The 15,629-nt window shown below is 37.3% G+C and carries 9 protein-coding genes and 2 pseudogenes; 5 read left to right on the forward strand and 6 right to left on the reverse strand.

Annotated elements, in window-relative coordinates:
* A partial coding sequence (locus tag H0Z31_10825) for a transposase (protein MBO8177935.1) occupies positions 1–427 on the forward strand: 427 nt, incomplete at its 5' end.
* A gap of 233 nt (positions 428–660) precedes the next feature.
* On the opposite strand, the gene H0Z31_10830 is transcribed toward H0Z31_10825, so the two are convergent.
* The 6 genes from H0Z31_10830 to H0Z31_10855 all read right to left on the reverse strand — a co-directional run bounded on the left by H0Z31_10830 (position 661) and on the right by H0Z31_10855 (position 8,022).
* Entirely contained in the window at positions 661–1,671 is a 1,011-nt protein-coding gene (locus tag H0Z31_10830) for an SDR family NAD(P)-dependent oxidoreductase (protein ID MBO8177936.1), read from the reverse strand.
* A 101-nt stretch (positions 1,672–1,772) separates the two neighbouring features.
* A complete protein-coding gene (locus H0Z31_10835; GenBank protein ID MBO8177937.1) occupies positions 1,773–2,822 on the reverse strand; it encodes a CBS domain-containing protein in 1,050 nt (349 codons plus the stop codon).
* 467 nt (positions 2,823–3,289) lie between these two features.
* A complete protein-coding gene (locus tag H0Z31_10840) occupies positions 3,290–3,526 on the reverse strand; it encodes a hypothetical protein (GenBank protein MBO8177938.1) in 237 nt (78 codons plus the stop codon).
* A 144-nt stretch (positions 3,527–3,670) separates the two neighbouring features.
* On the reverse strand, positions 3,671–4,264 hold the full coding sequence (locus tag H0Z31_10845) for an acyltransferase (protein ID MBO8177939.1): 594 nt from the start codon (positions 4,262–4,264) through the stop codon (positions 3,671–3,673).
* A 263-nt stretch (positions 4,265–4,527) separates the two neighbouring features.
* On the reverse strand, positions 4,528–5,919 hold the full coding sequence (locus H0Z31_10850) for a GNAT family N-acetyltransferase (GenBank protein MBO8177940.1): 1,392 nt from the start codon (positions 5,917–5,919) through the stop codon (positions 4,528–4,530).
* A gap of 234 nt (positions 5,920–6,153) precedes the next feature.
* On the reverse strand, positions 6,154–8,022 hold the full coding sequence (locus tag H0Z31_10855) for a polysaccharide biosynthesis protein (GenBank protein ID MBO8177941.1): 1,869 nt from the start codon (positions 8,020–8,022) through the stop codon (positions 6,154–6,156).
* Between the two features lie 780 nt (positions 8,023–8,802).
* Here H0Z31_10855 and H0Z31_10860 point away from each other — a divergent pair.
* The 4 genes and pseudogenes from H0Z31_10860 to H0Z31_10875 all read left to right on the forward strand — a co-directional run bounded on the left by H0Z31_10860 (position 8,803) and on the right by H0Z31_10875 (position 15,526).
* A pseudogene (locus tag H0Z31_10860) lies at positions 8,803–9,792 on the forward strand (NAD-dependent epimerase).
* Between the two features lie 1,288 nt (positions 9,793–11,080).
* Positions 11,081–12,328 (forward strand): annotated as a pseudogene (locus H0Z31_10865) (glycosyltransferase family 4 protein).
* Between the two features lie 7 nt (positions 12,329–12,335).
* Complete coding sequence (gene asnB, locus H0Z31_10870; protein ID MBO8177942.1) at positions 12,336–14,282, forward strand: asparagine synthase (glutamine-hydrolyzing); 1,947 nt, start codon at positions 12,336–12,338, stop codon at positions 14,280–14,282.
* A 26-nt stretch (positions 14,283–14,308) separates the two neighbouring features.
* Complete coding sequence (locus H0Z31_10875) at positions 14,309–15,526, forward strand: O-antigen ligase family protein (GenBank protein MBO8177943.1); 1,218 nt, start codon at positions 14,309–14,311, stop codon at positions 15,524–15,526.
* Positions 15,527–15,629: the final 103 nt, after the last annotated feature.

The following is a 15,629-nucleotide window of genomic DNA, read 5'->3' on the forward strand; positions in this document are numbered from 1 at the left end:
AGTTTGCTTACGGTTTAAACTCTTGAAAGGTTCTGAAAAGTTAACGGCTAATGAAAAACAACAATTAGACGAGATGCTCAAAGAGCATTCAGAATTGTCATATGCCTATTTTCTAAAAGAACTCTTTAGAGAAATATACCAAGTGAATGACTATGATACAGCTGATTCACTCTTAGAAGAATGGATTCAACTCGCATGGAGCAGCCCATTTCCTTCATTTCATCAAGTTGCCAAGACGATAGAAAATTGGAAGGCACAAATTTTACAATATTTTCTTACACCTTTTACGAATGGCCGGATTGAAGGTACAAACCATAAGATTAAGAACATCAAAAGACGTGCTTTTGGCTTCAGAAACCTTGAAAGATTTCGACTACGTGTATTTTTGGAATGTACAGGTAAAACTTATAAAAATCAGGTTGCTTAACCATGCCCTTCATCAGCTTTCCGCATTGTAGTGGCTAGAATGGAAGCCGTCAAGGAAAGCGCTTGACCTCTTCCATTCTACCCACTTAGTGGTCTGCAAGCTGACGAAGGAGCTACTCTAGATTGAGTATCAATCTCGCTAACTTATTGCCGGAATTGTGTGAACATCACAGAATATGGTGATGAGACAAAAATCATTTTTATCTGTTGTAGTTGACTATTAGAATCCGTAAGTTATTGGTTATACATATCCGCTTTATAGTGTTTTAAATTTTGGGTGTTACTAAACCATTCCGCTGTCTCCTTTAAACCTTTTTTCAACCCATCCCGGCCTCCGTAAGCAGGTTTCCACCCTAACAGTCTCTTCGCTTTGGAATTATCTGCCCAGAGGCGTTCAACCTCACTTTTCTCAGGGCGTAAGCGGATGTGTTCTGTTTCAATTTCAATTTCTTTCCCCATCACTTCAGCAATGAGCTCAGCCGTCTCACCAATTGAAATTTCATAATTACTTCCTATATTAATAACTTCCCCAATGGATTTCTCGGACTCGGCTACAGCGATAAACCCTTGTACGGTGTCTTTTATATAATTAAAATCTCGAGTAGGATGTAAAGCACCTAATTTGATATTGGTTTTTCCGCTAGCAATTTGAGTGATGATGGTAGGAATGACAGCTCTGGCAGATTGTCTGGGACCATACGTATTAAAGGGGCGAATAATGGAGACAGGGGTATTAAAGGACTTATAAAAGGAGATGGCAACTTGATCGGCTCCAATTTTTGAAGCAGAATAAGGAGACTGTCCTTGAAGAGGATGGTCTTCGGTAATTGGAACAAACATCGCTGTTCCGTATACTTCACTTGTAGAGGTGTGGACAACTTTTTCAATTTCTAGTTCTCTTGCAGCTTGCAGAACATTTAAGGTTCCCTTTATATTTGTATCGATGTACGTATCTGGGGAGTGGTACGAATAAGGGATTGCAATTAGTGAAGCTAAATGAAAAACAACATCGCAGCCCTTGGCAGCATTTTTTACACCATATGGATCTCGTATATCGCCCGCGAATACGTCTAATTCGCTTTTTATTTCGTCGGGTGAATGATCAAGCCATCCCCAGGAGTTAAACGAATTATAATAGACAAAAGCACGAACATCTAACCCTCTTTTCACTAACTCTTCGGTTAGATGTGAACCGATAAATCCATCCGCACCAGTGACAAGAATTTTTTTGTTCTTCAGCTCCATTTCAATCCCCTCCCTATTCCATCATATGACCATAAACCCTGTTGTAGCACAGAAAGTCCTTGTATTTCGTCAATTCCATATGCAAATTCTCGTCTACAATACTAGCTGAATTCTTGATCAAATTCTCCTTTGGCCCGCTCAAAATCATCTATTCTTCCAATATCCAGCCAATATTCTCTAATTGGAAAAATGGAGACATCTTTCTTTTTTTCAAGTAAGTTTCTAAATAGATCAGGCATATCAAAATAATTGTTTTTCGGAATGATTTCTAATACGCTTGGTTCAAAAATATATATCCCCGCACTAACAAAAAAACGGTATTTTGGTTTTTCCTCTATTGACAGCAAACGATGCTTATCAACATTTACCACCCCATAAGGGACTTGAAAATCATATTCTCTTACACATAAGGTTGCCTGTCCTTTATGTTTTTCATGGTAATCCAGTAAATATTGAAAATTTACTTTTGTAAGAATGTCTCCATTCATTACAAGAAAAGGCTTCTCCGGCTTTTCTGGAATCAGTCCTAAAGAACCTGCTGTTCCCATTCTTTGATCCTCATGTATATAGTGAATATCTACCCCCCAGTTTGAACCATCCTTAAAATAGTCCTCAATCATTTCAGACTTATAATTAACGGAAAGGTAAAACCGATTAAATCCATGTTCAATTAAACTCTCTAAAATCGTTTCAAGAATAGGTTTATTCCCAATTTTTAATAATGGTTTAGGACAATCGTTTGTTAACGGCCTTAGCCTCGTTCCAAGTCCCCCTGCCATGAGAACCACGATATTATCTCTGTTAGGAGGTTGAATAATCGTGTTTAAATGTTTTAAACCGATTACACAGCCATCCTTATTTACAACAGGCAGGTGCTGCAGCTTTTTTGTTTTCATCAAGTTCAATATTTGTTTCGAATCCATCGTAGGAGAAACGGTTACAGGATCAGGATTCATCACGAGAGGTACAGGCTGATCCAAAGAGATGCCTTTTAAAATACCTCTCCTAACATCCCCATCTGTAACAGTTCCTAACAACTTATTCTGATCATCAACAACTAGGGCGATTTGCAAGGAACCTACATCAATGATTTTTAATGTTTCATTTATAGAGGCAGTTGGTGGAACCAATATTTTTCTGTAGTCATTCAAAAATCTCACCTCATTTAGAATGTGAAAGGTTACTATATTCATATTCTTTTAAAGAAATGCTTGTGTAAGCGTGTAACAAAATGGGCGTCCAAGAGGGTTTTTTGAGGCAAAAAAGTCTACGAAAATTGGGCAACCGATACGATTACTATGACTTCAAAAAGGTAATCCGTAAGAAACGTAAGATTATATAAATGTTCTACCTGAAATGATGATACCAACCGTGAGATTATTGAGATCATGCATAAGGTAAAAAGGGGATGGCAAGGGGAGAAGTCTACTTAACATATAAGATAATATAGATTTATCCTTCATCAATCAGCCATTTTTAGGATAGAAGGTAGAGGAAAAGAACATTTTATCGTGCAAATGATGGTTTTTTTGGATAAGAGCTGGATTCCAATAGTGAAATTTTTATTTAAAAGATAGGCTCTACCCTAAAATAACTGTGGATAACTTTTGCTGTTATTTCATTTATCGATGTGCCAATTTTTATTGGCATGGTTGTCTGTTAAACGATACTGTTGATATTTATAAATTACGCTTGTGGCGGACGCTTTCCGCGGGCAAGGTGCAAGCCGCGCTTCCCTCGCTACGCTCAAGTAAGGGTCTTGCCTGGCGTGTTGTTCCCGCTGAAGTCGCCGCCGTGTGAACAACTTGCTAAAAATCAATAATGACAGATAACATAGCCAAAAGATAAAAAACATAAGATATCCTTAAAAATAAAAAATCAACCATCGTTTATGACAGTTTTAAGAATCATGTTGATTTGTCTCACTTTTAGCTACAGCTGAAGTGAGACAAAAATCAACATAACTCCTAAAAAAGGATTTTTGATTGTTTATGGAAAATTAACATTTTTCATTTAACCGTTCTTCAGCTACTTCTTTTAAGAACGCTTCTTCTAATAGCAGTAAATCCTTTTTACGGTCTTTTATTCTTTTTACAGGTACACCTACATAGACACCCCAGGGTGCTAAACTTTTTGTTACCAAACTATGTGCACCTACAGCGCTTCCTTCTCCAATCGTGACATTGGGCAACACCGTAGAATTCGTTCCAATAATAACATGTTTATTTAGTACGATTTCTCCTTTCGTAACATTTAAATATTTTTTAGGAATGGTTGGTCCAGTTAAACTGCTTCCTAAATAATCATCAGTTGCACTATATAACGCCGTTCTGGATGAAACACCTGCAAAATCTTTGATGGTTATGCCGCCGGTCCCTCCCAATAGACAATAATGGGCGATGTGTACATTCGAACCTATATTTATTCCTTTTTCCCCGCCAACTAAACAGCAAAAATCATCAATCCTTGTATTGTCGCCAATCGAAATTTTTTCCGGCATATAAATACTGCATTTTCTACTAATTTTCGTATTTTTCCCTACACTTTTAAGACCCATTTCTCTAAGTTCTTGCTCGCTATAAATGGAATTCATGATACTCCCCCCATTTAAAAAATTCAATAAATCATTGTTGCCATGAATCGTCTCTTTCAGCAATACATTCAACTTCATCACATGTTACTCTTCGTGTATTCTTCATCAATCCTTTACCGATTTTTGGAGCTTATAGGTAACATAAGACCCTTTTAAACGTAAATAAAATTTATATAGGTTATGTTAAATATTTACTCATGGTGCAAATCATTCCGAAAGTGAATTATCATGAGGATTCCAAATTCACAATCATACGATGGGTTTTACTCATTTCGCAAATGAAGGGTCATACGAACGGATTTATCCAGCATTTTTAAATATGAAAACTTCTCACCTAATGGAGTGGGAAGTACCATTAATAGTGAACGAACCGGATCGATCGAGTAGAGAGCTTGTAGTAAGAAGTGATCGTCGAGAGCGGATGGATCGTGAATCTTGAAGTATGTTTTATTTAGTCGGCTGACATGATATGTTTGTCGGGAAGTTTTGATTTCCAATGTTGAAAAATCGTATATCCGATGTGATGCTTTAGAAGCAGGATGGTTGATGATTGTATAGGAAACGTCTGTTTCGGGGAACGGAGCAGGATTCGTTCCAACATACCAATAGGTTGTTTTTCCATATATAAACCCTAAACGTTTGAACCAGGACAACGCGCTTTGATTATACTCAAAAACATCAAGTGTTATTGAGGATAAATGAAGCTTTTGGGCCAAATTCAATCCCTCTTGTATTAATTTTTTACCGACACCAGAACCTCTCATACTAGGTTTCACATAAAGATTATTCAAATGAAGATTGCATTCTCCGATTCTCCACTCTGAAAAACCGACCAATTCATCTTGCTTGTATGCTCCGATAAAATGAACCATTGTTTGTTCCGGAGAAAGTGGAGAAATACTTAATAACGCTTCTAAATAAGATTTGTAGCCGATGCAGCTATAGATCGTACATTGGAAAATAGAAGAAGGAAGGCCTCTTTCAATCATAAGCATGACGCGTTCACTATCTGTTATTTTTAATGGTCTAATTTGAATAAATGAAGATGGATCAATCGTAAGAGCTCTTCTTTCTTCATCTAAACCCTGCCTTATTTCCAATGGAGTGTTAATGACTGTTTTTCGTTTGAAAACTTGAACCAACGTTTTCAGTAAAATTTTGATATCAAGCCCAAAAGATTGATCATTTACGTATTGTATATCTAATTTAAGACGCTTATCCCAACTTAATTGATCCCCTCCTGAAATTTGAGCCAATCCGGTAATCCCTGGCCTTATTGAAAATCGTTTTAATTCCTGTTTTGTTAAGTATGGCAAATATCTTGCTAATAGAGGATGGGGACCTACCAGACTTAAATCTCCTTTAATGACATTCAGGAATAGAGGTAATTCATCTAAGTTTAATTTGCGAAGAAACTTTCCCACTTTAGTGAGTCTATGTTGTTCAAGAAGAAGATTTCCATTTTCGTCCTGTTTGTTTGTCATCGTACGAAACTTAATGAGTTGAAATGGTTTTTGATGCCTTCCAATGCGAGTTTGTGTAAAAAAAAACGGTGTACCGCTTGTACACAACGTTAGTATCATAATAAGAATGAAAAGGGGAAGGGTTAATACTAACAAACAGAGGGAAATAGTAAAGTCAAATAAACGTTTCATTCTAATCACCGACGCTTTTTATTTTGTCTTAATTATTTGGCTATCCCCAATGGTTAACCTGATGACATTTTTCAATAAGATGAGGATAACGCGTTTATAGTCTGAAAGGGAGAGAAATCTCATTCTTTAAAGTGATTCCACTTCATTTAGCGATAAGATTTTGACATAGTTTAGAGGTAGATATGGCAATGAAAAATTCATAGATGGATCTGTCTATTATATAGGAGAAACAGTTTAAACGTTCGGGCGATTTCCTTCATAAATAGACTCGGAGTAAAAGGGGACAATGTCTGACAAAAGCGATTTAAACTCTTGCGAGGATATTGGAAACGTGTTATTGAAAGTCAGTTGTTCTAGCTTGGATAGAATGGAGGAAAACTCTTCTTGAGAATAAGAAAACGGTTTTGAGATGTAAATACGGTTGTGCTTTGTGGTCGACCGGCTTTCTTCTGAAGTGAACAATTCTTCCCTTAATTTTTCCCCTGGACGTATTCCTGTATATTTAATAGGAATATCTTTACCAGGTTCTAAGCCGGACAATCGGATCAAATCGTTTGCTAGTTTCGTAATATTGACGGGTTTCCCCATATCCAGGATAAAAATCTCTCCACCATTTGCCATGGCAGCTCCTTGGATGACAAGCTGTACGGCTTCGGGTATCGTCATAAAATAGCGAACCATTTCGGGATGAGTGACAGTTACCGGACCTCCTTCTGCAATTTGCTTCTTAAATAAAGGAATGACACTCCCCCTGCTGCCTAATACATTTCCAAACCTTACAGCAGCGAACTTCGTCTCACTCGTTTCATTCATTTGTTGAATCAATATTTCTGCAATTTTTTTGGTAGTTCCCATAATGCTCTTAGGATTCACTGCCTTATCAGTAGAAATAAGGACAAATCGTTCAGCTTTATGGTGATGAGCGCTCTCAGCTACATTCTTTGTGCCAAATACATTGTTTTTGATGGCTTCTATCGGATTATTTTCCATTAATGGAACGTGTTTATAAGCAGCGGCATGAAATACGACGTGTGGTTTGTAGGTTGCAAAAATACTTTCAATTCTTACTGGATCTTGGATGTTTGCAATAAGGCTATGAAACTGAATAGAGGGATATTTGTGCTTCAGTTCAGTTTCAATGGAAAAAATGCTATTTTCACCGGCCCCAAGTAAAAGCATTTTCTGAGGGTTTAATCTGGCAATTTGTCTGCAAAGTTCACTTCCGATGGAACCTCCTGCACCCGTGATGAGAATGGTTTTATTTGTGAGAAAGCTGGCTACTTCCTCCAAATCAATCTCGATGGGCTCTCTTCCTAACAAGTCTTCCACCTTTACGTCTCGAATCATATTTAAGGAAATCTCACCTTGAAGAATTTCACTAAAGTGAGGGAAAAGTTTAATTTCTGCTTTTGTTTCTTTACAAATATTAATAATATCAGCAATTTCTTGCTTGGGAGCGGAAGGCATAGCAATAATAATTGTTTGGATATTCATTTCTTTTACAATTTTTGGTATATCCTCTCTAGTTCCGATAATCGGAAGGTCAAAAAGCTTTTTATTGAGTTTATAATGGTCATCGTCGATAAACGCGACCGGATCCATAGGAGTATTTGGTGAATTTCGAATCAATTTTACAACGAAACTCCCTGTATTACCTGCTCCGATAATCAGAACTCGCTTATTCGGGGAGTGACGGTTCGGGGTAATATCATGGTAAAACCTTATGAAAAAACGAATACCGACCGTGACGATGGATATACTCATCCAGTTTATGACGAAGACGCTGAGAGGAATAGGGGCCATTAACTGATAACTAGAAAGAAGGAGATATAAGATACCTGCAACTGCATTGGCAATCATAGTCCCTTTTATGATTGAAATAAAATCACGTGGACCACTGTAAATCCAGATCCGTTCGTAGATTTTATAGAAATAGAAGACAATAAGATGGACAAGCCAAAGGCTTAAAAATATGAACGGTATATCGGGAAGAAGAATTTTTGGGATTACATCATTAAAGCTAATTAGTACGCTAAAAATGGTAGAGAGCAGGATGAGTAATGTATCCATGATAAAAAATAAAAATTTTTCATTATAATATATTTGGAATACTCCTTTTCCATTGTGACTGTTCAATTTTGATTCCTCCAGTTACTTCCTTTAAATAAATAACAATAGGATATTACTAATATCCTTGTTTTCTATTATTGGAAATTTAAATATGTTGGTAAAAACAGGGTACTGTTTTTAGATAATAGGTTTTACTGTTAAGTAATGCGGTATGAAATAGATATTACTGTTTGTGAACAGGTTCGCTTGTTTTCAACTTCAGCTAGGGTAATTTATTTTAATGGGTGAATTTTACGAGTGGCTCTTTATTACTTAGGTACAACTGCTAGGCACAAAAAAATAATCATCCTCTTTGCTGATAAAAGAGGAAAAATCAAAAGAGGCTTATAATAAAGGAGATGTACTTTGTTCGTATAATGGAGGGAATTTTTATTTGATCTTTTGCACATAGTTTATGAAGAAATCTTCTTTCTGTATAGACGCATGTCCAATAGAAAGACAAAAATGGATTACTGAAATAAGGCTATTTGTGACAGTAGTCGTTCGTACCTATTTATGATAGAAACCGTGATTTCAACCTTTTCTCTAATCAAAACATGAAGGTGTGTTTGTTAGATACTAAACCGTGAATCACCATCACTATACCAGCTATTATGTTAATAGGAAATTACCTTATTGAACGATTAGGACATATCGGCAGCCCTCATCCAATATGAGTTTTTCCATGCCCATCTTTTCCCACTAAAGGAACCACTTCTAAAACGTCCACATATATCAGTATTATCTTAACATCATTAGAAGGGATTTTTGCCTATGTCCACGTCTAGTTCAAATAAAATACTAGTGACAGGTTGTGCTGGTTTTATAGGCTTTCATCTAGCCGATCGGTTGTTAAAAGAAGGTTATACAGTGATTGGTTTGGATAATCTTAATGATTATTATGATGTTTCTTTAAAACGTTCAAGGTTAGCTATTTTACAAAAGAATGAAAATTTTATTTTTCTTGAAGCTTCAATAGAAGATAATGAAGCAATCAAAAAGCTTTTTTCCGAGCACTGGATGCCAATTGTTGTTCATCTTGCGGCACAGGCGGGTGTTCGTTATAGTTTAGAAAACCCCGAAGCTTACATTTCTTCCAATATTGTCGGCTTTATGAATATTTTAGAAGCTTGCCGAAATCATAACGTTGAGCACCTTATTTATGCCTCATCAAGCTCCGTTTACGGTTCCAATACAAAAATGCCATTCTCCGTTCAAGATCGTGTGGATCACCCGATCAGTTTGTATGCAGCAACGAAAAAAGCAAATGAATTAATGGCTCATACGTATAGTTATTTATACAACTTGAAGACCACAGGGTTACGCTTTTTTACTGTTTATGGACCATGGGGACGACCGGATATGGCCCTTTTCAAATTTACAAAAGCGATTTTAGAGGGACGAGAAATCGATATTTACAACTATGGAAAAATGAAACGAGATTTTACGTATATCGATGACATCATTGAAGGGATTTTTCGTCTCATTAAAAAAGGGGATACAACATCAGAAGAAAAAGTTCCTTATAAAGTGTACAATATCGGAAATAATCAGCCTGTTGAATTAATGAAGTTTATTTCAATTCTTGAAGACAAATTAGGAAAAAAAGCGAAAAAAAACTTTTTGCCGATCCAAGCTGGAGATGTGCCGGAAACTTTTGCGGATATCGATGATTTAATGCGGGATGTCGGTTTTAGACCAGAGACTCCAATTGAAAAGGGAATCGAACAATTTGTAGAATGGTATAAATCTTATTACAAGATTCCTTCAGTCCAGAGAAAGGTAGCGGTTGTCGGACTCGGTTACGTAGGTCTTCCAGTTGCGTTAGAGTTTGGAAAATTCTTCCCTGTTATAGGGTTCGATATTCATTCAAAGCGAATAGAAGAGCTAAAACGATACATTGATCACACAGGTGAAGTTTCAACAGAAGAGTTAAAGAATTCTTCTGTTGAATTTACCACGAACGAAAAAAAGCTAAAAGAATGTGATTTTATTATCGTCACAGTGCCAACACCGATTGACAATGAAAAAAAACCAGATTTAACACCATTAATAAAGGCATCTGAAACGATAGGAAGAAACCTGTCAAAAGGAAGTATCATTGTTTATGAATCAACGGTTTATCCGGGAGCAACAGAAGAAGTTTGTTTGCCTATTCTCGAAAAACAATCAGGCTTAAAAGGGGGAGAAGATTTTAAAATCGGATATTCTCCAGAACGGATCAATCCGGGTGACAAAGATCATACATTTAAAAACATTGTCAAAGTCGTATCAGGTCAGGATGAACAGGCATTGAAAATAATTGCTGAGATGTATAGCACGGTGGTAGACGCCGGAGTATATCCTGTTTCTTCTATTAAAGTGGCAGAAGCTTCTAAAGTCATTGAAAATACCCAAAGAGATTTGAACATCGCCTTGATGAATGAATTGGCCATCATTTTCAATCGATTAAAAATTGATACAAACGAAGTTCTTTCAGCGGCTAGCACAAAATGGAATTTCATACCGTTTAAACCTGGTTTAGTAGGAGGTCACTGCATCGGAGTTGATCCTTATTATCTCACATACAAAGCGGAATCCCTTGGTTATTCACCAGATGTGATTTTAGCAGGTAGAAAGATTAACGATTATATGGGGACATTTGTTGCAACAACCTTAATTAAAATGATGGCTGAGAACAGGTACCTAATTGAGGAATCGAGAGTAACAGTTTTAGGTTTAACATTTAAAGAAAACGTACCAGACATTCGAAATACAAAAGTCATTGATCTCATTCATCAACTCAAACAGTTCGGGATGGAAGTTCAAGTGAATGATCCGATGGCCGATCCAAAAGAAGTTGAACAAGAATATGATCTTCACATAACACCATGGGAAGATTTGCAAAAATCCGATGCTGTCATTTTAGCTGTACCTCATAAAGAATATACTGAAAAAAACTGGCAAGATTTTATTCAGCTTTTAAAAAAACAACAAGGCATCCTGATTGATATTAAAGGAGTGCTGGATCAGGATACCTGTCCTAAAAATATTCATTTATGGAGGCTGTAATATGAAGAAAATATTACAGCTCTGCGCGGTAGATATGTCCGTTGAACATTTGTTAAAACCGCTCATTTTAGCATTGATTTCTGAAGGACATATCGTCCATATTGCATGTTCAGATACTGGAAAGATAAAAGAATTAAGGGAACAAGGGCTGTATGTCATTGAAGTGCCAGTTGAACGAAAAATAAAACCTTGGTCGAATGTTAAGACGATTTACAGATTGGTTTCCTTAATGAAGAAAGAAAAATATGATGTGGTCCATGTGCATACACCGGTTGCAGCGGTGTTAGGTAGAATTGCTGCCAAGCTAGCAGGAATTAAAACCGTTATCTATACTGCCCACGGTTATTATTTTCACGAAGGGATGCGTTTTTTTCAATACAAGTTTTATTACTGGCTTGAAAAATTTTTCGCCAAATATTTTACAGACTGGCTTCTTCTGCAAAGTAAAGAGGACTATGATTTAAGTATCTCTCACTCCTTCAAAACCCCTTCAAAAATGATCCATCTTGGAAACGGTGTGGATATCCATACTACATTTAACCCAGAACGAATCAATTTCAAAAGGATCGAAGAGTTAAAAAAACATCTTTCCATTAAAAAGGAAGATGTTGTGATTACGTTTATTGGGAGATTTGTAAAAGAAAAAGGTATCTTTGATTTAATCGACAGTTTTCAATTATTAAAGGAAAAACATACCTATGTCAAGCTCTTAATGGTGGGAGGCGTGTCGAATAGTGAACGAGATCTGGAAAGTAATATCGAGCTGGAAAAAAGATTTTTAGAGAATCCTTCCATTTTAAATGTTGGTTATCGAAAAGACATTCCAGAAATATTGGCGTTGAGTGATATTTTTGTGTTGCCTTCCTACCGTGAGGGCCTTCCTCGTTCGATCGTTGAGGCAATGGCTATGGGAAAACCTATTATAGCCAGCAATATTAGGGGATGCCGTGAAGAGGTTCAGCATGGAGTTAACGGTTTCTTGTTTGAAAAGGGGAATTATATAGAGCTATATGAAAAGCTAAATGAGCTAGTAGAAAACGAGGAAAAACGAAAGCTTTTCGGCAAAAATAGCCGGGAAATAGCTGTAAAGGAGTTTGACGAGAGCGTCATTTTAAAAAAACAATGTGATTTAATCAATAGGTTAGAATAGAGCTTGCATTTTGAAAGGAGCAGAGAGTCATGCCAAAAAAAATTTCCAAAACAAACGAAAAAAGCCGTAGTAAAAAAGGGGAAAGGAACAGGAGGATGACGATGTTATGTGCGGTATAGCAGGCTATATTGATTCATTGTGTCACACAAGTCACGATGAACTCCAAGCAACTGTTTTACGCATGACCGACACATTGCAATCAAGAGGACCTGATTTTGGCGATAGTTGGGTGGATGAACAAAACGGTATTGCACTTGGCCACCGGCGTTTGTCTGTCATTGACTTGTCCTCTGAAGGACATCAGCCTATGCTTTCAAAGAGCGGCCGATACGTTTTAATCTTTAATGGTGAAATCTACAATTACGTTGCTCTTCGTTCAGAACTTGAACAAGCAGGTGTCGTATTTAAAGGTCGTTCCGATACAGAGGTTATGATTGAAAGTATTGAGAAGTGGGGAATGAAAAAAGCATTAACAAAATTTACGGGAATGTTTGCATTTGCTTTATGGGATCGGAAAGAACGGCTCCTCTATCTCGCACGAGACCGTATGGGTGAAAAACCTCTCTATTACGGTTGGATGGGTCACACGTTTTTGTTTGGGTCCGAGTTAAAGGCGTTGAAAGTACATCCTGAATTTGTATGGAAGGTGAATCGGGATGCGTTGCCCATATATTTACGTTATAACTGTATCCCGGCCCCTTTTTCCATTTATGGAAATATATATAAAGTAATGCCTGCGACTTATCTCGTCATAAACCCTGCTAAACCATTTCATGTGTCAAAACCAATTGCGTTTTGGTCAGCAAAAAAAGCAGCAGAAAACGGATTTCAATTTCCCCTTCTTTGCTCGGAAGAAGAAGCTATCTCTCAACTGGATCAAGTGTTACGAACGGCCGTAAAGCAACAAATGGTCTCGGATGTTCCGCTTGGTGCGTTCCTATCAGGAGGAATTGATTCCTCTACGATTGTAGCACTTATGCAATGCCAGAGCAGTCGGCCAATTAAGACTTTTACGATTGGTTATCACCAGACAGAGTACAACGAAGCAACGTATGCAAAAGAAGTTGCTTCGTATTTACAAACCGATCATACAGAATTGTATGTGACAGAAAAACAAGCGATGGAAGTGATTCCTAAACTCCCTTTCATATACGATGAACCATTCTCAGACTCTTCTCAAATTCCAACGTTTTTAGTCTCAGAACTTGCACGGCAGTACGTAACTGTCTGTTTAAGTGGGGACGGAGGCGATGAATTATTCGGGGGCTATAATCGGCATGTCTGGGGTGAGAAAATTTGGAAGAGGATTCATTATGTACCTAAGAGTGTACGTTCTATAGCTGCTCTGTCACTAGAAAAAATCTCTCCACAGAAGCTGGAAAATAGTTGGTTTATTCCCTCTAAATACAAAAATCGTTTTCTAGGGGAATATTTACACAAACTCGCAGGTACTCTAAAAGCTAATTCGTTTGTAGAGATGTACCAGTCTCTAACCTCCCATTGGAAAAACCCCCAACAGGTAGTAAAGAACCACTATTTCAATGAACCATTTCATCATGATCCATTCACGAATTTTTCCACTTTGACCGAGACGATGATGTACCTCGATATGATCCATTATCTCCCAGATGATATCCTTGTAAAAGTAGATCGTGCTAGCATGAGCGTCAGTCTTGAAACGAGAAATCCGTTCTTGGACCACAATGTTGTCGAGTTTGCATGGCGTATTCCGTTATCAATGAAAATAAAGGAAAACCAAAGTAAATGGTTACTTAGACAGCTGTTATACAAATATGTTGATCGGGAATTGATCGACCGTCCCAAACACGGATTTGGTGTACCAATCGGCTATTGGCTTCGGGGGTCATTAAAGGAATGGGCGGAAGAATTATTAGACGAGAAACGTTTGCTGACAGAAGGGTATTTCCAACCATCACCTGTTAGAAAAAAATGGGAAGAGCATTTATCAGGAAAACGTAACTGGCATCACCATCTATGGGATATTTTAATGTTTCAATCATGGTTGGAAAAAGAAAAGCAACCACGGGATTAAAAGACGGTAAAGTTGGTGGAAGAACAATGAGGGAAGCAAGAAACATTTCGGTTATCTGGCTTTCAGGCGGATTAATTTTATCAACAGCTACACAGCTTAGAATACCTGGATCACCAGTTGGGCCAGGAGAGATTTTGCTTTTTCTTTGGATGGTCATGACCTTTTTGCTGCAGTGGAAGAATAAGAGATTATTTGTAACATCGTTATCAAGAATACTCGTCCCCTTTTGGTTTTTTATGTTTTTATGTTTATTGATTGGATCTTTGTTCTCCCTATATCTCGGAGTATGGACTCCCGGTGTCGCCCGTACCTTTTTTGCTTATCTCTTTACAAGTTGCTTGTTTATCGTTCTTTCCTTTGAAAAAGATTGGAAACCGAAAATACTAACGATTGCCAAAATAACCACTTCCGTAACCGTCAGTGTATTTCTTTTTTTGCTCTTATTTAACCCGCGGTATTCTACTATTGGCCCGATTGATAGTTGGGAAGGCAGTATAAGGTTTTTAGCCTGGTCAAAAAACCCCAATCAGGTCGCCATGAATGTCTCAATTTTTCTTTATATAAGTCTTTATTTTTGTTCGATTGCAAAAAATTACCTTCATAAAGCCTGGTATATCGGTTTAGCAGGGGCTTGTTTTTGGATCGGTATAGAAACGAAAAGCGATGCCCTGACTGTCGCCTTTTCAGTTGGTTTAGTCATTTTACTTATTTCCATGTGGGTAAAAAAGGTTACCCAATCTCAAATCGGATATTGGTCAGGCGTATGGTTGAAAGTGTTACTACCTACATTCCTTTGTTTTACGGCATTGATATTTGGACCTTCGATACATGAAGGATTAAAACAGGAAGTGTCGACCATTTCTGATGAAGGGGATCAAGGAGAAGAGCGGATTACTTTATGGAGAAACGGGCTAAAAGCGATCGAAGCCTCCCCTTTTTTCGGCCTAGGTCCGGGGGCGTTTTCAGGAGGGGATGGTCCATTTGAAGGTATGGAAGCTCATAACACATTTATTGATATGGGGATGAATGTAGGGTTGGTAGGAATAAGTTTATATGTTGGCTTTCTAGGCTGGATTGCCTATTTATTAATTGTCAGAAAAGAGATTATTTTATTTACAGGTTTAATGACCGTCTTGTTTTATACTTTATTTCATTTCACTCTACGTCATCCAATGTATTGGTTTTATTTGTTGTTTCTCCTTTCAGTTTGTGTCGATCAAGAAAAATCAAAGATAAAAAGTTGAACAGTCATTCAATTTGTTCCCATAAGCATAACGGTAAATATATCGGCACAGAAGATTTTTTACTGAATAAATTAAAGAGAAATAAATGTTAGGAGAATCTTTT

The organism is Bacillus sp. (in: firmicutes) (assembly GCA_017656295.1).
Taxonomy (GTDB): Bacteria; Bacillota; Bacilli; order Bacillales; family JACDOC01; genus JACDOC01.

Excerpts from the sequence above, each read along its gene's own strand:
- H0Z31_10830 (MBO8177936.1), bottom strand. The coding sequence starts at position 1,671 with ATGGAGCTGAAGAACAAAAAAATTCTTGTCACTGGTGCGGATGGATTT.
- H0Z31_10840 (MBO8177938.1), bottom strand. The coding sequence starts at position 3,526 with ATGTTTTTTATCTTTTGGCTATGTTATCTGTCATTATTGATTTTTAGC.
- H0Z31_10845 (MBO8177939.1), bottom strand. The coding sequence starts at position 4,264 with ATGAATTCCATTTATAGCGAGCAAGAACTTAGAGAAATGGGTCTTAAA.
- H0Z31_10850 (MBO8177940.1), bottom strand. The coding sequence starts at position 5,919 with ATGAAACGTTTATTTGACTTTACTATTTCCCTCTGTTTGTTAGTATTA.
- asnB (MBO8177942.1), top strand. The coding sequence starts at position 12,336 with ATGTGCGGTATAGCAGGCTATATTGATTCATTGTGTCACACAAGTCAC.
- H0Z31_10875 (MBO8177943.1), top strand. The coding sequence starts at position 14,309 with ATGAGGGAAGCAAGAAACATTTCGGTTATCTGGCTTTCAGGCGGATTA.